The 21,889-nt window shown below is 33.8% G+C and carries 18 protein-coding genes and 1 CRISPR repeat array (1 of these 19 cut by a window edge); of the genes, 15 read left to right on the top strand and 3 right to left on the bottom strand.

What is annotated here, in order from left to right:
• Together GVN22_RS23110 and GVN22_RS23105 are read right to left on the bottom strand one after the other, a co-directional pair.
• On the bottom strand, window positions 1-374 hold a 374-nt coding region (locus GVN22_RS23110; RefSeq protein ID WP_166553382.1), incomplete at its 3' end, for a hypothetical protein.
• Between the two features lie 29 nt (window positions 375-403).
• A complete protein-coding gene (locus GVN22_RS23105) occupies window positions 404-1,588 on the bottom strand; it encodes a hypothetical protein (RefSeq protein ID WP_166553381.1) in 1,185 nt (394 codons plus the stop codon).
• Window positions 1,589-2,953: 1,365 nt separating this feature from the next.
• On the opposite strand from GVN22_RS23105, the gene GVN22_RS23100 reads away from it, so the two are divergent.
• Complete coding sequence (locus GVN22_RS23100; protein WP_166553380.1) at window positions 2,954-3,709, top strand: aldehyde reductase; 756 nt, start codon at window positions 2,954-2,956, stop codon at window positions 3,707-3,709.
• Window positions 3,710-4,493: 784 nt separating this feature from the next.
• Complete coding sequence (locus tag GVN22_RS23095) at window positions 4,494-5,675, top strand: ATP-binding protein (RefSeq protein WP_166553379.1); 1,182 nt, start codon at window positions 4,494-4,496, stop codon at window positions 5,673-5,675.
• 46 nt (window positions 5,676-5,721) lie between these two features.
• Here the strand turns inward: GVN22_RS23095 and GVN22_RS23090 are convergent, their stop codons facing one another.
• Window positions 5,722-6,744 carry a replication initiation protein gene (locus GVN22_RS23090; protein ID WP_166553378.1) on the bottom strand — a complete coding sequence of 341 codons (1,023 nt, stop codon included), beginning with the start codon at window positions 6,742-6,744 and terminating at the stop codon, window positions 5,722-5,724.
• Between the two features lie 932 nt (window positions 6,745-7,676).
• Between GVN22_RS23090 and GVN22_RS23085 the strand changes: the two genes are divergently transcribed.
• The 13 genes from GVN22_RS23085 (at window position 7,677) to cas4 (ending at window position 21,385) form a co-directional block, all read left to right on the top strand.
• Window positions 7,677-8,570, top strand: coding sequence for a ParA family protein (locus GVN22_RS23085; protein ID WP_205691013.1), 894 nt, complete (start codon window positions 7,677-7,679; stop codon window positions 8,568-8,570).
• Between the two features lie 12 nt (window positions 8,571-8,582).
• On the top strand, window positions 8,583-9,527 hold the full coding sequence (locus GVN22_RS23080; protein WP_166553376.1) for a hypothetical protein: 945 nt from the start codon (window positions 8,583-8,585) through the stop codon (window positions 9,525-9,527).
• A gap of 1,753 nt (window positions 9,528-11,280) precedes the next feature.
• Window positions 11,281-11,577 carry a transposase gene (locus tag GVN22_RS23075; RefSeq protein WP_166553375.1) on the top strand — a complete coding sequence of 99 codons (297 nt, stop codon included), beginning with the start codon at window positions 11,281-11,283 and terminating at the stop codon, window positions 11,575-11,577.
• Window positions 11,558-11,809, top strand: coding sequence for a hypothetical protein (locus GVN22_RS23070; RefSeq protein ID WP_166553374.1), 252 nt, complete (start codon window positions 11,558-11,560; stop codon window positions 11,807-11,809). The genes GVN22_RS23075 and GVN22_RS23070 overlap by 20 nt, the downstream gene beginning before the upstream one ends.
• A gap of 376 nt (window positions 11,810-12,185) precedes the next feature.
• Window positions 12,186-14,141 carry a TM1802 family CRISPR-associated protein gene (locus GVN22_RS23065; protein WP_166553373.1) on the top strand — a complete coding sequence of 652 codons (1,956 nt, stop codon included), beginning with the start codon at window positions 12,186-12,188 and terminating at the stop codon, window positions 14,139-14,141.
• A gap of 17 nt (window positions 14,142-14,158) precedes the next feature.
• Window positions 14,159-15,145 (top strand): type I-B CRISPR-associated protein Cas7/Csh2, encoded by a 987-nt coding sequence (gene cas7b, locus GVN22_RS23060; RefSeq protein ID WP_166553372.1) that lies wholly within the window; start codon window positions 14,159-14,161, stop codon window positions 15,143-15,145.
• A gap of 8 nt (window positions 15,146-15,153) precedes the next feature.
• Complete coding sequence (gene cas5b / locus GVN22_RS23055) at window positions 15,154-15,948, top strand: type I-B CRISPR-associated protein Cas5b (RefSeq protein WP_166553371.1); 795 nt, start codon at window positions 15,154-15,156, stop codon at window positions 15,946-15,948.
• Window position 15,949: 1 nt separating this feature from the next.
• Window positions 15,950-18,373, top strand: a complete 2,424-nt coding sequence (cas3, locus tag GVN22_RS23050) for a CRISPR-associated helicase Cas3' (protein WP_166553370.1) — start codon at window positions 15,950-15,952, stop codon at window positions 18,371-18,373.
• 9 nt (window positions 18,374-18,382) lie between these two features.
• Complete coding sequence (locus GVN22_RS23045) at window positions 18,383-19,045, top strand: CRISPR-associated endonuclease Cas6 (RefSeq protein WP_166553369.1); 663 nt, start codon at window positions 18,383-18,385, stop codon at window positions 19,043-19,045.
• Window positions 19,046-19,078: 33 nt separating this feature from the next.
• Window positions 19,079-19,258 carry a transcriptional regulator gene (locus GVN22_RS23040; RefSeq protein ID WP_166553368.1) on the top strand — a complete coding sequence of 60 codons (180 nt, stop codon included), beginning with the start codon at window positions 19,079-19,081 and terminating at the stop codon, window positions 19,256-19,258.
• A gap of 3 nt (window positions 19,259-19,261) precedes the next feature.
• Complete coding sequence (gene cas1 / locus GVN22_RS23035; RefSeq protein ID WP_166553367.1) at window positions 19,262-20,284, top strand: CRISPR-associated endonuclease Cas1; 1,023 nt, start codon at window positions 19,262-19,264, stop codon at window positions 20,282-20,284.
• A gap of 31 nt (window positions 20,285-20,315) precedes the next feature.
• Complete coding sequence (cas2, locus tag GVN22_RS23030; RefSeq protein ID WP_166553366.1) at window positions 20,316-20,606, top strand: CRISPR-associated endonuclease Cas2; 291 nt, start codon at window positions 20,316-20,318, stop codon at window positions 20,604-20,606.
• A gap of 206 nt (window positions 20,607-20,812) precedes the next feature.
• A complete protein-coding gene (cas4, locus tag GVN22_RS23025; protein ID WP_166553365.1) occupies window positions 20,813-21,385 on the top strand; it encodes a CRISPR-associated protein Cas4 in 573 nt (190 codons plus the stop codon).
• Window positions 21,386-21,581: 196 nt separating this feature from the next.
• Window positions 21,582-21,889: direct repeats of the CRISPR family, unit length 37 nt; unit sequence CTTCCAGAGTAACTTCCATTAGAATAAGGATTGAAAC; it runs 20,231 nt beyond the window's last position.

Here is a 21,889-nt window from a genome sequence, read left to right as displayed (position 1 = left end):
ATATAAACATAGTCGTCAGATACAATCATTGGATCTGATGTTTCGTTGAGACATACGTCCTTGACCACTAATACGTCATTAGGCTTTAAGAAGCCAAACTCTATAGCAGCGCTGTAAAAACCACCCCGAGTACCACCCCCAACGTAAAAAAACGAGTTAGCATACCCAGCGCCCATAAAGTAATCTTGTCCCTCTATGAGCTTTATCCCATTTTTATAAAATTCGTAGCAATTTCTGTCAGTGGACAACATTTGTCTCACTACGATACTTCGGTCCGTAAATTTCTTTAAATCCAAGACTGGTTTGTTTACTTGAGACAAACCAGTCTTTACTAATGTTAAACCAAACATTAATAGGAGTAGTAATTTTTTCATTGATATAATAGCAAGATATTATTAGGAAATTATTCGATTGTTAACACAAATCGTGTATTAATACTGTAGAGAATCGCACTCTCATTACTTAGTATTAGGTTTATATGATATATTCCCTTTGTTTTTGGTATTTCAAAACTCAAACGCTTATTTACAGCATTGTAAAGAGCATTTTGTACGATAGTTTCCGTTTCATTTTGAAGTTGAATTTGATAAAATCTTGACTGAACTTTTTCGAAGTTCAAGGCTGTAAATACCAAAGTATTACCTTGTTTGACCTTGGTTTCTGAATACTTTTCTGTATCAACTAAATAGGGCATATCGTTGCGATATACGACAAGAGAATATTTAGTTAAATTACTCTCTTTTATCAGTGTCATATTGGTAATTTTCACTCTATATTCTCCCTCCTTTACAGAATTCGGAATCCAACACTCAATAGTCTGACCATCAGAATTTGCAGGAAGAGAATATTCTTTTCCATCTTTTCCAACTAAGATTACTTTATAGGTATAATTTTTAGAAAAGTATTTTCCGTATATTCTAATACTTTCTTCCTGAATCACATTCCAATAATCAATTGAATCGATATGAGGTGTAGGATATTGTACTATTACTGGTTTATTGTATTCTGTAATTTTGTTCTTTACCTTAAGCGCTAATGTATAACTGCCGGGCAACAAATCGTCTTGAGAAAAAACTTGTATATGCAAAGAATCCAATAGTTCAGTTTTTAAATGAGTAGTATTACCTGCACTGCTAACTGAAGCTTGAACTTCGGTAGGATTAAGTCCAAAATTACGACCTAGTATTTGAAAACTCATTCCAGCCTCTAATGTATCACCAATCACCCTATTAATCAATGGCATGGGTTGCTCTTGAGCCTTCACTTGAATTTCATAAATAACTTTCTGACCAGATTCTGAGACTAAGGTGTAATATACCGGAGACGAAAAATTTTGTGCCACATTACTTGAAGGAATAATCGAAATGGCATTTTTGGTTACAATTGTTGGTACTATAGATATTACGTTCGTTTGATAAGGAACCCAAATAGTAACTCTTCTATCGATATCTGATATTTCTGTTTGGAGGATACTCATACCAGCTAGAGAAATAGAATTGATGGTTGGTATTTCCCAAACATTATTTTCTGCTGATTTACAAGAGTACAAAAATCCAATTATTATAAATAAGTATAGATTATTCTTCATAATAGCAAGCTAAACATAATAAATAAAGTATAAAACTCAATAAACAAAAATAAATATTTCTTTTTGTCACTTATACATTTTAGAGACTGAATTTTTGTGAATAAGTATCGAGAGCACCCAGAAATTGAGTAAACGGTCATAGTGACCTATCCTATCAGTAGATAATCGAGAAGATTTGATAACTAAGAAGTATTTTACAGGACTAGGCTTATTAAGTTTAGAATTGAAGCATGTTATGAAATTTCTCGATTCAAGATAAAGGGAGCACATACACGTTTCCTTTATACTTGGTGATAAATATTAGTTTAATTGTTATCAGCTATTGAGATTATTGCATCACTAGCCTACCAATATTTTAAGCAGATTGTCATGAAACGCTAACACTCTTGGTACATTCCTAAGAGTTTTCTATCCGCATACCCCCACCCCCTATTCAATATTTGAATAAATTATTGTTAACGCTGTTAACCAAGCGTTTACACGCGTTAACAGTGGCGTTAACGCCGTTAACGTTAAGCATTCTTTAGATTCAGAGGGTACGAACAACCATGCAATTGTGTCGTAAAATTTGAGAGAATACCTACAATTATATCATCGAACTGTGACAATAGATGTTTAGGAGGAGTGAGTTTCATGCAAGATGAATACCCTACTATTAAAGTTTTTAAATTTGGGATAAGGGATAAGATACTCTTCCATTTTCTTACTACAGGTTCTGACTTTTGAGGAAACTTTGGTTGTTAAAAGCGTAACATAACTATTAACGCCTGTAAACGACAGGTTAGCTGCATTTACACTATTTTCAACTATTTGAGTAAGGGGTATGATTCCAGTGGAGCCAGAAACTCTTGAAGGTAGGATTATTCACTCGTCTATTGCACAGATACAAAAGAAAATAAGAGCTATATAGCGTCCATGTAAGATTCAACAACTATTTTCATAAATTGTATTCGGACTTTCAAGCTTTATTTTCCACTAGGAGCTGGTATTGTAAATCTAGTTGTTACAGCAAGGTGTTCATCTTAGCTGGGATGAAATAGAATTTGTAAAATAATAATTACCAAAGCAAAGACACAAAGTAATATCAATAAAACAGTTTGCATTTGGAATTTAAAGATAAAGGACTGAACACATATCTTTAAATTGATTTTATGTTGTCAGAATGGTACTTCCACAAAGACAGCGATTAAAGTAGTTTAAATGTGTGCCAAGAGTTAGTTTTTCTCCTCTGAATGCTCAAGAGTATTAACCTGTAAAAAATAATCTTACTCTCTGACCCTTACAACAAAGAAAATTTGACCTTCACAACAAAATGTCATGCTGTTTTAATGGCAAACTTTGCATTGTTAATTTAAAACAATCAGCATGAACAATCAAACAGTATTAGTAACTGGAGGCACTGGTTTTGTGGATATCCACTGCATTTTACAATTATTGCAGAAAGGCTTTTCTGTCAATACCACCATTCGCTCATTAACCAAAAAAGAAAGTATTATTGCAGCCTTGAAAGACGGCGGAATCGATGATTTTAGCCGTTTGTCTTTTTATGAAGCAGACCTCACAAACGATACAGGATGGACAGAAGCAATGAAAGATGTAACCTACGTATTGCATGTAGCGTCGCCTTTTCCAGCCCAAAATCCTATCGATGAGAATGAACTTATTATACCAGCCCGAGACGGAGCTTTACGGGTGCTGAGGGCTGCCAAAAATGCTGGGGTAAAACGCGTGGTGCTTACGTCGTCTTTCGCTGCTGTTGGTTATAGTATCAATCCTAAAGACCATATTTTTACGGAAGATGATTGGACAGATGCCAACGTTCAGCTTCCTGCCTATATCAAATCTAAAACTCTATCAGAAAAAGCAGCTTGGGATTTTATAGAAAACGAAGGAAAAGGCTTAGAACTAACCGTTATTAATCCAGTAGGTATTTTTGGCCCTGTAATTGGCGATATTAGTTCTGCTACACTAGATATTGCTGTTACGGGCATATTGAATGGAACAACAACCGAAAGTCCTAATTTTACAATGGGAGTTGTTGATGTACGAGATGTAGCAACAATACACATTTTGGCAATGGAGCATCCGAAAGCAGCAGCGAACCGTTCTCTAATATGCTAGTAAATTCTTCAAACGTCTACTCAATATTAAATAAATAGTTATAATTACCTACAACTGGCGTTGGCATAGATAACACAAGTCATTGTTTATCAGTCAAGTAAAGTATATTGGTGGTTTTTCTCTTCTTTGTGCCTTGATAAGCAAATTCTTTACCACCTCGAATACATGACAAATGACTTCCATCTAAATTTACTAATGAAAGGCCGAAAGAAGACTTGTATTTTTTTAAAGCTCTATCCAACACTTTTTCCAAAAACCTTTCTTATACCAACGGTGATAATCTCCGAAAACAGTTTTGTAGTGAAGATCACGAGTGCCAAATAAGCTTTCGACAGGGAATAAATGCCATCGAATACCCCAATGCGGTTGCCAGTCTTTAATTTATAAATAATAATACAATTAACAATCTCATTAAAAGGAGCTTGTGGCTTAAAACATCGTTTTCTTTCAGGTAAGTAACCAATTATTTCTAATTCTATTATATCTTTGATCAGTACGTAGTATATAAAAAGGTTGCTTGGTATAGTTCGCAAAACAAGTATCAGCAACCTTTTTTATTTTTTCATAACTCCACATAAATCAAGATGACTTCAGTTATAACTTCCTACCTCTTCTAAATATAAGTGCTTGAATTTTGTGATAATTTGCTGCTAACAGGAACTCTGCACAATTCTTCGCCCTGCTGTGCTCAGAAACATGTTTTAACGCAATATGTGTATTTATTATCAAATTTATTGTTAATTTTATCCTTGTAAATCTAAAATACAATTTTGTAATTACAAGGATGATAAAGAGACGGAATCAATTGAATATTATAGAATTGTTAAAGGAGTTTCCTGCTGTGAGTATTCTTGGTCCTCGTCAAGTGGGTAAAACAACCCTAGCAGAAGAAATCGCAAGTACGCTTATGCCTGAAGCAATTTATATGGATTTAGAAAGTACGGCAGATTTGGCCAAACTTTCTGATCCAGAAGCGTATTTTGAATTACATCAAGGAAAACTAATCATCCTTGATGAAATACAACGAACGCCTGAATTATTTGCTGTGTTACGTGGGGTAATCGACCGTAGACGTAGAGCTGGATTTAGAACTTGTCAGTTTTTAATTCTAGGGTCTGCTTCTTTGGAGTTACTAAAACAATCTTCTGAATCTTTAGCTGGTAGAATCGCCTATCAGCAACTTTCAGGTTTGAATGTGCTCGAAATAGAAGACTCAAACTATTCGGATATAGAGGCACTTTGGCTTAGAGGTGGATTTCCTGATAGTTTTTTGGCTAAAAGCGATGCAGGTAGCTTTAGATGGAGACAAAATTTTATTCTTACTTATCTAGAACGAGATGTACCACAATTTGGAAGTCGAATACCTGCCATATCCTTGAGAAGATTATGGACTATGCTTGCTCATACACAAGGAAGTCAATTAAATACGGCCCAATTAGGTGCAAGTTTGGGAATTACAATTCCCACCGTAAAACGCTACATCGAGCTTTTAGAGGATTTATTTCTTGTAAGAACCATTTATCCTTGGTCTGGGAATGTGGGTAAGCGATTGGTGAAAACCCCTAAAGTGTATATTCGGGACAGTGGACTAACGCATGCGCTCCTTAATCTAAATTCTTTAGAAGACCTATTGAGTCATCCAGTGGTTGGGCCAAGTTGGGAAGGTTTTGTAATTGAAAATATCATTTCTTGTTTACCTCAAGGAACAACAACTTGGTTTTACAGAACTTCAGCAGGTGCAGAAATAGATTTAGTTGTTGAGCTGAGTAATCAAGAACGATATGCTATTGAAGTGAAACGATCGAGTGCTCCAAAGATTTCTAAAGGATTTTATTTAGGTTGTGAGGATATTAAAGCAACAAAACGATACGTCGTATATCCTGGCAAGGAACAGTTCCCTTTTGCTGATGGGGTTATGGCAACACCACTGAGTAATCTCATGAAGGAATTGACTAATAGCCAATAAACAAAAATGACACTAGCTTAGAGAAGTTAGTGTCATTCTTGTTATTCTATTTTTTTCGAGGCTCTTTTTTTTTGACTAAATCCAAACAGGCTAAAATATAAGCCGACTGATTCTTGACATTTGCATGCAATCCATTTTCAAACTCTATATGCAGTGAAATGAATTTATCAATGAGCACACTACTACTCAGTATTTTCTCTCGGTGATTTAGTTTGAAATTGTATTTGGTATCAATGATTTCTTCAACCTTTTCATATACCCCTTTAGGATTAACCTGAACGGCAGCCAGAAAATCTTGCTTATCAATTTTGCTTAATTCAAGCGCTGTAATGACCTTAAACTGAATATGTGTAACGTTACGCTGTTTGTTCCCAAAGTTTTCATATTCAAATTCAATAGGTACTCCGCTCGTTTCTTTTAATTCCTTTTTTGCTGGCTCGAGCACTTTTCGTTTAAAGTCGTTCAGGTTATTATATTTGCTTACATCAACTTGTAGTAATTTACGAAGTTCCTGAATGCTATACATGAAAGTTGTTCTGTTCTGTCCCAAATGTAATTTGATAAGTTTGTACATTAGGGTAGAATAAATAGACTTAAATTCTAGAATTGTTTGAAAATCGTAACGAGTATATTGGCTACCAAGGCTCGCGAGATAGGGAGATAACTGAGCATTTGATCTAAATTCTAGCATTCCTGAATTATTTTTGTTGTAGCTAATGCTCGAAAACAAAGGAATATGCTCATACTCAATATGATTGGCGTTTGATAAATCGAAAAACGTCATCACTTTTTGAGCCATCGATTTAGTTACAGCCAAGATTTGTTCAGGCTTAATGGTTTCTCTCACCGTGGTAATCGGTATCTTAACAGAAACACCATGGTTGATATTGATGGTATTGTAATTAATTTGATTGATGAAATATTCAAACAGTCTTTGCTCTACTCTTGTAAATTGAGTATTGCTGATTACCATTTGATTAGGAAGGTAATTGTCTTTTCGGTTTGGGGTGTAAGGATGTTCGAGATATTTTTCCTCGATAGATTCTATGTTTATTTCTATTTTTTTCATCAGCTCAAATTTTCCAAAAAAGTCGCCTTAGCTTCCAAAAAAGTCGCCTTACGAGGTTGTGAATTTCCAAAAAAGTCGCCTTATTCTCCAAAAAAGTCGCCTTACGGTTTGTAAATGACTGATTTTAAGCAAGTTATGAGTCCCTAAATCAATCAAATAAATATGATAAATATATAAATCAAGAAAAGATTACTAAAAATAATAGTTTTTATCTATTTTTTATCCAAATCGCACAACAATTCTGTTATACATATCTACAAATTTAGTATTAGGACTCATTTCCAAAAAAGTCGCATAATCATAGACTCTTTTGTTTTTAAATACTTTATGAATAAATTTTTACATTGCGGGGCTTCCAAAAAAGTCGCCTTACGGCATTTTTTAAGTAAAAATCAGCACAAATAACCTTAATGATTCACTTATTTTAGCAATTTCATACGTTAATAGACCTTTACAAAAAAAGTCGCATAACATTTTTACAAGCATTTATTGATTGAACATCAATCAGATATAGGTCATTTTTTGGAAAATGATTAAATAGCCATTTTCCAAAAAAGTCGCCTTAGCCTTTAATTATACATATTTATCATTATTTAAATATCTTATAATCAGGTATTTATATGTTTTTTAGGTCGAATATTTAGCTTTCTGAATATCTTCCAAAAAAGTCGCCTTACAACCAAATCAACTAGCATTATGCGACTTTTTTGGAAGATATCAATCACAATACATTTACGGAACTAATCATAAGGACTTGAAACGGCTTGAGCTTATCGAAAATTATTGAATAGATAGCTCAAAATCTAACCAATAAGATAAAAAAATATCCATTTATGTTTGATTAAGGATACTTTTTTATCTTATTTTGTTTAAAAGTTTTTCCTATGATATCTCCTGACAAAATCCTCAAATTTATAAGGCAAAAGCCAGCCTTGAATTTATCTCAACTAGAGAAAGATGCTTCATTACCAAAGAAGACGCTATATAAAGCTTTGCAAGGAGCATTGACTTTAAATGAAAAACACTGTAGCCTTTTAGAGCCTATTCTTAGAGAATATGGATATGCAGACGAGCTTTTTTCAAAAGCAAAAGTGATATCTATCGTTAATCATAAAGGCGGTGTTGGAAAAACAACGACAACAATTAATCTCGGGAAGGCTCTCGCAATTTCTGGATTTAAAGTGCTTCTTGTTGATTTTGATTCTCAAGGTAATACCTCACAATGTTTTGGCGAATACGCACCAGAGGTACAAGTCATTGATGCGATATTGGACAATATTGATATGCCTATTATTGAGATAGAAGAGAATTTCTATTTGTCCCCTTCTAATATTAAAATGGCTTATTGTGAGACTGATTTGGTCAACTCAATCGGAAATGAAAAAAGATTGCGTAACAAGCTTAACCAAATAAATGAGCAGTTTGATTATATTTTGATTGACTGTCCTCCTGCTCTCAACATCTTTACCACCAATGCACTGGTGGCTTCGGATATGTGTATAGTACCTCTTCAGCCCGAAGCATACGCTTTTTATGGGGTTGAAAATCTATTCAATAGAATCTATGAAATTAGACAACATGTAAATAATACTCTAGTTGTAAAAGGAATTCTCTTTACTATGGTTTCTAACACGTTGGTACACAAGCAAATGATGACTTTTGTGAAAGACCAGTATAAACATATTCCTGTTTTTAACGTGTCAATCGAAAGGGCCACTATCATACAACAATCTCAGGTAGCACAGAAAGATCTGTTTTCTTATGCACCTAAATCAGTTGTAGCAAATCAATATATGGATTTAGCAAAGGAGTTTATGGCAATTTAACAGTAGATTTTAATGGCAAAAAATAACTTTATGAGTGCTATGATGAAGGCTGATTTACCAAAGTCTATGTACTCTCAAGATGAAAGAATCAAAAAGGAATTGGTGGTGCTCGAAAAACTTAAAAAGTTTATTCCGCCTTTAGCCCCTGATGAAAGAGCACAATTAGAGCAAAATATCTTAGCATTTGGTTGCAAAGATCCCCTAATCGTATGGGAGACAAAGCGATCTGCTATTAACCCTGAGGCTTCGAACCCTGATGATGTTTGTTACGTGCTCATCGATGGGCATAACCGCCATGAGATTTGCCAGAAATTTGGATTAGATTTTCGAGTAAATCTAATCGAGATTCCTACGTTTGAGCAGGCTCAGGATTTTATGATTGACCACCAACTCGGTCGTCGTAACTTATCGGTAGAGCAAATGGCCTATTTGCGAGGTATGAAATATCTGGCGCTCAAACAAGAACGTGAGAATCAGGAATTGAATAGAGATAAAACAGGTAAGTTTAAATCACAAGAAACTGAAGCGAATTACCACGGCGGTAAAGTGAATCCCGAAGGCCGCAGTGGTCAAAGTGACCACCACGGGAAAAAGGAGAAATTGTCTGAGCAATTAGCGAAGGAATTTAATGTTGGAGAGAAAACAATCCGAAGAGATGCTGACTTTGCTAGAGGTTTGGAAATGTTGCCAACTGAAATAAAAAATGAGGTTTTACAAGGAAAATCTAGTTTAAATAAAACAGATATCATCGAAGTTGGAAAAACTAAAGATGCTAATCTTGCCCAAGAAAAGGTACAGCAACTTGTAAGCTCGAATAGCATAAAACCTGAGAAGAAAGAGAAGCAATCAAAGGACAAAGTACTTAGTGTACTGAAATCATACTTGACGACCGCTGAAGAATGTGATGCTCTTATTGCAGATATTCAAAACATCAAACAAACCATCAGCAAAATATAATTCAGAAGAGGAAAACCAATCAAGTATTGCTGTTGGAAAGGATGCGGGTATAAAATCTGTTTTAGTTTTATACTCGCATCCTTTGTTATTCTGTAACTAGTAGAACAGTACCTTTGAGCCTTACGCTTGAATCATCTTTATTAACACTAACGTTAACGAGTGTAAACGGCTGGTTAACAGTATTTAAACGAATAATAGAAATTTTGAAAGAGTGTGTGTCAATAGGTATGGTGCATTGATTTGGTTCAGCCGATAAGTTGTATTTAGTACTCTCATCTCCTATTTTATAACATTCCGTTAACTGAATACTAGTTAAGATTGAAGTTTGTAATTTAGAAGGAATTAATACGGTGTAAATCTATGGTTGATTAAAAAGTAGAAATAGTTGTTCAACCCTTAATCTTTAAATTCCAAATGCAAACTGTTTTCTTGATATTACTCTGTGTCTTTGCTTTGGTAATTATTATTCTACAAATTCTATTTCGTTCCTGCTAAAGTGAAGACCTTGCTTTACTAAAAAAGTAACAAATGGATTTACAATACCAGCTCCTAGTGGAAAAACAAATCTTGAAAGTCCGAATACAATTTATGAAAATAGTTGTTGAATCTTACATGGACGCTAGAAAGCTCTCATTTTCTTGTGTATTTGTACGATAGACGAGTGAATAATACTACCCAATATCTTCAATAGTTTCTTGCTCCACTGGAATCATACCCACTTACTCAAATAGTTGAAAATAGTGTAAATACTGTTAACCTGTCGTTTACAGGCGTTAATAGTTATGTTAGCACTTTGATAAACAAAGTTTCCTTAAAAGTCAGAACCTGTAGTAAGAAAATAGAAGAGTATATTATCTCTCATCTCAAATTTAAAAACTTTAATAGTAGGGTATTCATCTCGCAAGAAACACACTCTTCCTAAACATCAATTGTCGCAGTTTGATGATATAATTGTAGGTACTCATTCAAATTTTACGACACGATTGCATGGTTGTTCGTACACTCTAGAGTCTAAAAATGCTGAACGTTAACGGCGTTAACGTTCAGTTTTATCGCGTTAACGCGACTGTTAACGCGTGTAAACGCTTGGTTAACAGCGTTTACACTAATTTATTCAAATGTTGAATAGGGGGGAGGGTACATGTGGATAGAAAACTCTTAGGAATGTGCCAAGATTGTTAGCGCTTCATGACAATCTGCTTCAAATATTGGTAGGCTAGTGATGCAAAAATCTCAATAGCTGCTAGCAGTTAAACGAATATTTGTCACCAAGTATCAAGGAATTGTTTAGAGGCTCACTTATCTCGAATTCATTGTTATTAAGCTCTATGTAAAGTGTAGGTAAGGTTTAGTAAATCTTTATGAAAACTGTATTCAATCTACCGTTAAACCTTGTGGAATGTATAGGCAATGTTTAGTTAATTTTTATGCAAACTATATTCAATCTAACATCAATCTAGTGTCATAACTTACAGTTGCATTTATCACTGTCATTTAAACTAACTTTTAGCATAACCTTTTTTGGAGCAAGATGGGGTTTCTGGCAGTCAAAAACTACCTAGAACCAGTGTGCAAGCACAACTACTGAATAGGGAAGTGGAAGGTTTTTATGAGTGATGTTTTGGGGAATGGACATTCTTTACATCACTCTAATATAATATTATAGTTGAGAAGTCTTGTTCATATGTAAGGTTCTCCCAATTAGTACAGATTAAAAGTTTAAAAGGTGTTTTTTAAACTTTAGGTATGTATTATGAAAATCAGCAAATTTAGTCCGACCGAAATTGCTAAGATTCTTAAGGGATTCGAATCTGGCAAGTCTTTAGACTCCATTGTTCGCGAATATGGAGTCAGCAAGGTAACATTTTATAAATTGCGTAAGCGTTATGGCGACATGGAAGCTAGCGAACTTAAGAAGGTCAAAAAACTTGAAGAAGAGAACGTCAAACTCAAGCGCATGTACACCGAACTAGCCTTAGAGTTGGGTATGGCAAAATATTTCATAGAAAAAAGCTCTAATGCCTTGTGTCATGCGAGAGCTTGTAGGTGAGTTGAAAGAACTCTATCCAAGAGGCATTAGCAAGGCATGCCGTATCTTCAAAACGAGCCGAAGCAGTATAAGCTATCAATCTGTTAAGGACGATCAAGTATTAATGGATGAATTATCACAATTGAGTAAGGATCATCCTCGTGAAGGATTTGGTAAATTTTACAACCGTATGCGCAATAAGGTTCATAGTTTCAATCATAAGCGAGTGCATCGGGTGTATGTACAGAGATAGGACTTTCTATTCGTAGAAAGGCTAAAAAATGCCTTGCGTCAAGGGTAAAAGAGCCCTTAGAAGTTCCACAGAGCTTTACTCATACTAGGAACATAGACTTTATGAGTGGTGTATTTACAATGTTTGAAATCTCCGCTTCAGTGTATACAGGAGGACAAAAAGCAAAATCTTGTTGGTTGAGATTGGATAGGGTGGGGTGCATGGTATTTATGTTTTTGAAGTAAGACAATACCTTATCAAGCAATATAATTTGATATAAATGACCGTATAATAAGAAACTCTAAAATATGATTTTTATCGCTTTTTATTGTTTGAAATACATTTAATTTTGAAAGACAATAACTCGAACAAATAAAAATCTATATTACCTATTGCTATGCTTACTACCCTTATCAAACTAGGCTCACAACTCAGCCACAACCGTGGCGAATGGGATGATATTATTGATTATCCCAATATTCAGAAAGAAAAAGATAAAAATATTAAATTGTATGTTGCTGAATTGATTTTCGATTTAGACAAATCTGATGTTTATCTCAACCCATCTTTGAAAGAATACGACGAAGAGCAATCGTGTTTGGCATTCAAGAATATTAAAATTCAAGGTGGAAATAATAAGGCTATTTATGCTTGTGTTGAATCTGGAAAGTTAGAGCAAGTTAGAAAAACGTTTTTCGGTGTAATTGATTCAAAAGGAAATGTCCCTTCAACTGGGCAATTTCAAGAAGCAATTACTAAAGATTTTCCTCAGTTTAATGATACTTTGCTTGGAAAAATTCTACCTAAAATATTCTCTTTAAGTAATATTTTCATTGAAAAATTTACGATCGAGAAAGAATCTAAAGGGCAAACAGAACGATTAATTGATGAAAAGTTGCTCACTTCTTCTATACTGCAATCTCCATCCTCAAAAATTATTCTTTTTTATACAAGTGTTTTATCATCAGATGATAATATAAACACTTCTACTGCTATCTCTAAAATTGAGGGTTTTGAGGAATTTATGAAGGCTAAATTTCTTGAAAAAGGTAAGAAACAAACATCAATTGAAGTAAGTAAAAAGCTATGTTATGCAACAGGTACATTGAGTTCCTCTGTTACCGAAGTCAATTTTGCTGATAGATATAGCTTAAATAAAATGTTCGTAAAGGAAACGAAAAATTATGCTTCATTTTTCGATAAAAACAGTTTTGTCTTAAACTATCAAGTTTCAAATAACAATCAATTATTATTAAGTAGAGCCTCCAAATACCTTTTAGAAAACCAAAAAATCAGAATTGCAGGTATTGACCACTGTATTATCCCTCAATTTCTGAATAAAGAACAAGTTGATATTCAATACATAACCAAAGGTATTTTCCAGAAATCAGAGCTATTATTTGATAGTAATTCTTTTGATAATTTAGTAACAAGTGCTGAATATGAAACAGATGCTCCGTTTTGGATAACTTTTTTAGCGTTTGAGTCAGATGGAAATTTTTTCAAAACTATCAATGAAATAAAGGACGTAAGTAAGTTCCACTTCTACAAAATCATAGATGCTTTTAACGAAGTAAATGATTTGTTTAAAAATAATTTAAGTGATTCAGTTGATTGGCTTTCTGTGATGACAGACTACGGAAAACAACACCGTTTTAACTTGGCATCTATTTATTCAATAATTCCAATTAGGAAAGATAAAGAAAAGAAAAATGAAGTACTTTCTCTTTTCAAATTAATGTTTGAGAATAGAAAGATTGACCCTGACAAACTCTTTAAACATTTTTGCGACCTTATTCTATGCCATAGATACAAACGGTATGAAGCATTTAAAAATGTAAAAAAATACGAAGACAAACACTTTGATTTTGCTATTCGAGATTCAGTATTCAAATACTTTGCACTCATTCAAGCTCTTAAACAATTAAACCTTTTACAGAACATGGAAGAAATTGAAATCGTTGTACCCGAACTATCAGAAGATTCTACAAATGAATACCAACAAAAAATTAATACATTTTTCCAGCAAATGAGTTATAGAGCAGACCAAAAAGCGATGTTTTATTTAGGCAGAATGCTCAGTTCCGTTGCTTATATCCAAAAAGATAAAAGTAAAAATGTATTAGAAAAAGTAAATTTCAGTGGTATGGATAAAGCTCAAATTTTACGTTTGAGAAATAGCTTAATGGAAAAAGCAAAACAATATAAAGAGGTTTCAAAAGTAATATTCGCAGACTCAGAGTTTAACAGCTACTTTGACTTTAATAATTGGAATATGAAGCCAGAAGAAGCTGTGTTCTTCATTTTATCAGGTTATTCATTTGGAATAGTAAAATCATCAGATAACAAATAATTATATACACTTTGACAATGGAAAATAATACAATCATCCAAGAAAACTCTGACTTTCTTTTTATCTATGATGCTACACTTAGCAATCCTAATGGAGACCCCGACCAAGAAAATAAGCCTAGAATGGACTATGATACCAATACGAATTTAGTTACAGACACAAGAGTAAAGCGTAGTATCCGAGACTATCTTAAAGCTTCTGGCAACGAGATATTTGTAGATATGGAGGGAGATACGAAAGTAAGTCCTGATTCTAAGCTGAAAGCTGTAATCAATAGAATATTAGCAGACGAAACTTCAGTAGATAGCTTCTTTGGAGAAAGCCCCTACAAAGAAACCTTTGTAAAAATCATCAGTGAAAAAAAAGCTACTGACCCAATTTTTAAAGCTCTTCAAGATAAAAAAAATCTTGAACTCAACAGTTTTATATTAGAACAGTTGGTCAAGCAACAATTTATTGACATCCGAATGTTTGGAAGTGCCTTTGCTATTGGTGGTTTTTCTAAAGCTTATACTGGTCCAATCCAACTAAATTGGGGCTACTCTTTACATAAAGTGGATTTAGTTGAATCAAATACCATTGTAACTACGATGAATGATGATAGTAGTACATTTGGAAAAGATTACCGTGTACATTATTCAATGTTGGCGTTTAATGGTACTATCAATAAGCACGTGGCAAAGTCCACAGGATTAACAATTGCAGATAGAACGCTTTTCCGTCAAATGATTTGGGAAAGTATTTCGGCGATGCCTACTCGTTCTAAATTGAATCAGTATGCAAAATTATATGTAGAAATAGTTTATAATGAAGGATTCTCTAACGGTCATTTTGGAGATTTACGCAATTTAGTTTCTACAAAACCTGATGAAATCATTCGTAAAGTTGAAGACGTAAATGTTGATTTGAGCAAACTCTTAAAAATTATCCGAGAAAATCAGGGAGAAGGCAAAGCTATCAAAGAAGTAATCTTTAAAAATCAACTCACAGATGATAAAATTTAGGGTAAACTATGGAAATCATTCAACTTGATATTAGTGGTAAGTTTGCCCATTTTAGGAAGTATTATGCCAATAATACAGCGATGACATATAGTTTACCACCTCGAACAACCATTATCGGAATATTGGCAGCAATTTTAGGAAAGCCACGAGACAGCTACTACGAAGATTTTTCGTCAGATAAAATCAGAATTGGAATAGCTATCAAAACGCCAATTAAAAAGAGTTTTCATCGACTTAACTTCTTATCCGTAAAAAGCTTAGGAGATTTCAGAAAATCTTTTGACTCAGACTTTAGAGGAATGGCTGGAAATCCTATTCAAACCCCTTTTGAAGTAGTGACAGGTCAAAATCTGCAAGAAGATGATGTCACCTATCGTATTTTTGTAAGCTACTTTGATGAAGGAAAAGCTTTATTTCAAACATTAAAAGATGCTTTAATTTCACAACAGTTTACTTATAATATTTCAATGGGAACGGCAAATTTTAATGCCAGTTTAGGAAATGTAAAAGTTTTTGAAAATTCACAAATCATTGAAAATACATCTAGTTCTGATGATTTAGTGGATATTGATTCTGCTGTAAATTCTGATATAGTTGATGAAATTATTTTTGAAAAAAATAGTGAATTGATGAATTTCATAGAAGAAGAACTTTTACCAGCAGATTTTGTAGCAAATTATAACAGAGAATTATCTAAAATGAATAGAGTGCTTTACACAACGGCAGGGATTCCATTGAAGATAAGATTCTCGGGTAAATATTATGTACTTGAAGGCAAGCAAACCATTCAATTTTTAGATTAATATGTTCTATTCTCATAGTAAAACCTTGCCAGATGGCACTCGCAAAGGCATAAAATCTATTCAAAAACATAATCAAGGCGTTTCTCAAAACGCCTTGACTTCTTTTGAGTCAAGTGTTTCTTTCTCTGAACTTAATACTCAGCAATTAGCACTTTTGATAAATGATATTTGTCGCTACCATGACTTAGGCAAATATTCAAAGTATTTTCAAACATACCTATTAACCAACGAGCGTGTTGATAATTATTTAAAAGCTCACGCACGATTTGGAGCTTATACCATTTTCCAAAAGTATAAAGACCAAAACTCTACTCTTGCTTTACTCCTGTACTATATTGTAGTTAATCACCATCTTAATTTAGATAATTTAGCAACAAATGAATTTTCGCAAAAAACAGAGGCTAAAAACAATGAAGGCTATTTTAATAAACAAAAAGTAACGTTTAATGAATATTGGGATATAATCAAAACTGAAATTGGAGATGAGAAGCTTGAGCAATACGTTACGTCACCCGAAGGAAAAATTACTTATAGAGCAACCAAAGAGCTTACAGATACAAAAACCAACATCCAAAACTACTTCCTAATCAACTACTTATTTTCTCTTTTGATAGAAGCAGACAAATTGGATGCTTCCGATACTTCTTTATACTCTAAAAAATCTATTTCCAAACATTTGGTCGATAAGTATCGCCCTTTGAGTATTGAAAAACTAATTGAAAACCAAGACATTAGTTTATTTTCTCAGAATGAACTTCGTAGTTATGGGCGTTTGCGAGTAAATCAGTTTTTGGAAAGAGCTGATTGGCAAGAACATAAACTTTTTACACTTACTGCTCCGACAGGTTTAGGCAAAACGCTTATGGCTTTAGATTTTGCCATTCGACTAAGAGAAAAGATTAGAGAAACCGAACAAAGAGAATCTCAAATCATTTATGCTTTACCTTTTATCAATATCATTGAGCAGTCATTAAAGGTTTACAGTGAGGTTTTGGGTGAAAACATAAATCTATTAGCTCATTACCAATATGCCGATGCTTTAGAACAAACGTCTAAGGATGAATCAAGTAATTATAATCAAAAAATGATGATGCTTGACACCTGGCAATGCGATGTGGTGATTACAACCTTTGTTCAATTTCTTCAAACACTAATTGGTAATAGAAATAAGTTATTAAAGAAATTCAATCATTTTGCAGGCTCAATTATTATTCTGGACGAAGTGCAAACAATTCGTTTGGGACAATTACCGCTTATTGGTACAGTCTTGTTTTATCTGTCTAAATTTCTCAATACACGTATCGTACTAATGACGGCAACTAAACCGAAAATTTATGAATTAGCCAATCAGGAAATATTGAATAATGAAGGCGAAGACGCTAAAAGTATTGAACTTTTGCCTGATTATGAAAATGTATTTCGATGTTTTAAAAGAACTAAAATCGTATCGTTGATTGATGAAAAATTAGAAGATGAACAGCAGTTTATTGATACAATTTTCTTAGAAAAATGGTCTGAGGAAAAATCATGTATTATCGTTTGCAATACAGTAAAACGTTCATTAGATGTTTTCAAGCTTATTGTTCAGGAATGTAACGAAGAGCTAAACCCTGTATATTACCTTTCAACTAATATTATTCCAGCCAGACGACAAAGTATTATAGACGCAATAAAAGCGGATTTAGAAGCTAATTTAAAACCAATTTTAGTTTCTACTCAATGCGTTGAAGCTGGCGTAGATTTAGATTTTGACATGGGTTTCCGTGATTTGGGACCAATGGATTCTATTATTCAAGTTGCAGGTAGAATCAATCGAAACAATAATTTGGCTAAACAATATTCGCCCTTGTACATCATAGATTTTGGTGATTGTGAAAAGATTTATGATAAGGTTACTCAGCACCAAGCAAGGCTTTTATTGGAAAATAATCCACAAATTCTTGAAGATAATTATTTAGAAGTAATAGAATCTTATTTCTCAAATGTTGCTGGCAACGGAAACACATCTTTCTTTAAATCACGAGAAATTTATAAAGCTATGAAAGCATTAAAATATGATTCGGAAGACCCTAAAAAAGACATGGCTGTTTCATCATTTCAAGTAATTGAAGAGCAATATCCGCCAATATCTGTTTTTATAGAAATTGATGAAAAGGCAACAGAGTATAAGGATAAGTTCATCAAAATGATTCATAAGGAACTCACTCAAGAGGAGTTTTCATGTTATAAAAAAGGTTTTCATCAACATATTATTTCTGTTCCAAGTCATCTGCCAAAAGTGAAAGAAGAGTTGAAACAATCAGGTCGTTATTTACTTTGTGAAGGTATTTACATTATTCCAAACGATGAACTGGAAGACTTCTATAATTTAACAACTGGTTTTATCAGAACAAACGAGGAAAAGGAACATTCAAGATTTTTCTAACCCATTACCATGCAAACCATCCATCAAACCATCATTCGTTTTCCTGAGATACAATTAGCTACTCGTGATGCGCATAAATTACGGGGCTATTTTGGGAATATGTTTCAAGAGTATTCGCCTTTGTTGCATAATCATTTGGAGTCGGGCGAGTCGGCGTACCGTTATCCTTTGGTGCAGTATAAAGTAATTAATCGCATTCCTACGTTGGTAGGGCTAAACGAGGGAGCAGATTTGTTGATTAATCTTTTTTTGAAAATAAAAACTCTTCAAATTGAGGATAAAAATTATCCTATCCATCAAAAAAATATTGAATCAAAAACGCTTGAAATAGGTCTGTCGAACGAGTTACATTCCTATCGTTTCCAAACACTTTGGATGGCTCTGAATCAAGAAAATCACCAGAGATACCTTCATAATTCTGCCTCCGAACAGCAAAAGCAATTGAATACGTTACTCCAAAATAATATTCTAAGCTATTTCAAAGCGATGAACTATTGGGTAAATGGTCAAGTAATGGGAATGTTGCAAAATGTGTATGAAAAAGAAACCAAGTTTAAAGATAAATCCATGATAGCCTTCCAAGCTGATTTTATCAGCAATGCCGTTTTGCCTTCGTTTGTGGGAATTGGAAAATCTGTGGCAAGAGGGTTTGGAACGTTGGAGGCTATCTAAGTAAGTAATTTTATCAAAACAGAAATAACAACTATGATTTTCCAAGCGATTCAAACCGAAGAAGAATACGAGTTGATGCTGGCTTGGATTGATAAGCAGTTTGACCAACTCCCAACTCCAAATTGTCCAGAGGGTGAGCAGTTACAATTGGCTTTATCTATCGTAAAAGCTTATGAAGATATTCATTATCCAATACCATCTATTCAATCATAAACTATGCAAGTATATCTAAACACCTTTGGCACTTACTTACATATCAAAGACGATATGTTTGAGGTGAAAATTCCTGCAAAAGATGGAGAGTCAAAGAAAATACCTTTGGCTGCCCACAAAGTTAGTTCGTTTGTGCTGGCTACTTCGGCTTCTTTGAGTACCGAGGCGGTTCGATTGGCTTTGTTCAATAATATTGATATTATTTTTGCACGATCAGACGGTTATCCCTTGGGAAGAGTTTGGCATTCAAAACTGGGAAGTACGACCAAAATCCGTAAACAACAGCTGCAAGCCAGTATCAACGAAGAAGGTGTAAAGGCTACCAAAAATTGGATTTCGGAGAAAATGACGCACCAGTTAGAGTTTATAAAAGACTTGAAAAAACATCGTCCACAAATGACGGAATATCTGGACGATAAAATTGAGCGAATCCAAAACCTTGTTATTTCAGTCGGTAAATTGGAAGGTAACACCGTTCAAGATTTTGCCGAAACCATTCGGGGATTAGAAGGTACAGCAGGACGTTTGTATTTTGAAACCATCAATTATGTATTGCCATTATCCTATCAATTTAACGGAAGGAGTAGCAGACCTGCCAAAGATTCATTTAATGCTTTCTTGAATTATGCTTACGGTATTCTTTATACGAGAATTGAAAAAGCTTTAATTTTAGCAGGATTAGACCCTTACGTAGGCTATTTACACCGAGACGATTATAACCAAAAATCGATGGTTTTTGATTTTATAGAGCCATTCAGAATATTTGTAGAGGTACCCGTTTTTAGACTGTTTACAGCAAAAAAAGTAAATAAAGCTCATATCGACGAAATCACCAATGGTGTTACTTTGAATAAAGAAGGCAAAGAATTGTTGATTAAGGCATTGAACGAATATTTGGAAGAAGATAGCATTCGCTACAAAAACCGCAATCAAACAAGGGCAAATATCATGCAGCAAGAGGCACATACTTATGCCAATCAATTGATTGAGAAAACCAAAGACACCAGCGAAACGCTGTATCTATAGCAAAATGATCGACACGTAAAGTCAATAGCCAATGATTGCATGGGTATTATACGATATTAAAAATGATAAGGCACGTACCAAAGTAGCCAAAATTTGTAAGCAATCAGGCTTATACAGAGTACAGTTTTCTGTATTTTTGGGTACTATAGACCGTAATATGAAAGACAGTTTACAACTGCAAATTGAGGAGTTGATAAATGAAGATACCGATTCGGTTTATATTTTCCCGATGTCAAAAAACGAATTACAAGAAACTGTTTTATTGGGACAAGCCTTTGACAAAAAATTAGTTTCAGATGAAGTATTGGCACTTTTTCTTTGAGTGATTAATTTTCAATTTATCTTTTATTTGCAAAAAGTAAAACGTCGCTTAAATGATGGTATTCATTACTTAGGGTGTCAGAGAGAAGGTTAATTAAATGCTTTTATAGCTTGTGTTAGCTAATTTCCGAAATCCAAAATCCACAGTAGTACTTAATCTTAGTAAACTAATTCACAATTCATCATTCAAAACTCATCATTCATACAATGACTCTTACACCATCGCATATCATAGAATTTTTGTATTGCCCAAGATTTACGTATTTTGAGTATGTTATCGCCATTCCACAATATGAAGACAGACATTTCAAAGTACAGAAAGGTAGAGAAATCCACAACCAGAAATTAGAGCAAAACAAAGAATACCTACGCAGACGTATAGGGGCAGTCGAACGATATAACGACCAATACTTAACCAACGAGTTTTTAAGAGGGCGTATTGACGAAGTATTGAAATTAGAAGATGGCACGATGACACCCTTAGACTATAAATTTGCGGCTTATGATGACAAAGTTTTTGAGACTTATAAAACCCAATTATATTGTTATGCTTGGTTGATAGAAGAGAATTTTCATTGCAACGTAAACAAAGGCTATTTGGTATATACACGGAGCAATAATAAATTGGTAGAAGTAGAAATAAAAGACAGTGACAAACATTTAGTAAAAGAGGCAAGCCGAGAAATTTATCAGATTATAGAGAACAATTATTATCCAAAAGCTACCAAATCTAAAATGAGATGTGTAACTTGCACTTATCGAAATATTTGCACGAAGTAATCAATTTCCGAGTAGTAATTTATTTTCAAAAGCAAAAAATAAAGAACTAAATAATTGAATAACAGATAGTTATGTTTACGGAAAATTTCAAAAAACAAACTAAAAAACGTCCATTGACCTACTGTTTAGAACATAAAAGAGAAATAAAAAATAACATACAAGTATTTATGTTACAAGTAATTAGCCAAACAGACGGCTTCCAGAGTAACTTCCATTAGAATAAGGATTGAAACACGCCGAATTTTCATGTTATTCGGTTAGGGGTGAGCCTCTTCCAGAGTAACTTCCATTAGAATAAGGATTGAAACTCGATGCTGTTCATCATGATGGTGGAGAAAGATACTCTTCCAGAGTAACTTCCATTAGAATAAGGATTGAAACCTCATTGACAGGACAAAAGTTTTTGACTTTACTACGGCTTCCAGAGTAACTTCCATTAGAATAAGGATTGAAACTTCAAGTTTGAGATAGAAAAACTACAAAAAAGAAATTCTTCCAGAGTAA

Source organism: Cellulophaga sp. BC115SP, from assembly GCF_009905545.1.
Classification (GTDB): Bacteria; Bacteroidota; Bacteroidia; order Cytophagales; family Spirosomataceae; genus Flectobacillus; species Flectobacillus rivi.
The sequence above is the reverse complement of the archived record's forward strand: the minus strand, read 5'-3'. Positions and strand labels throughout refer to the sequence as shown.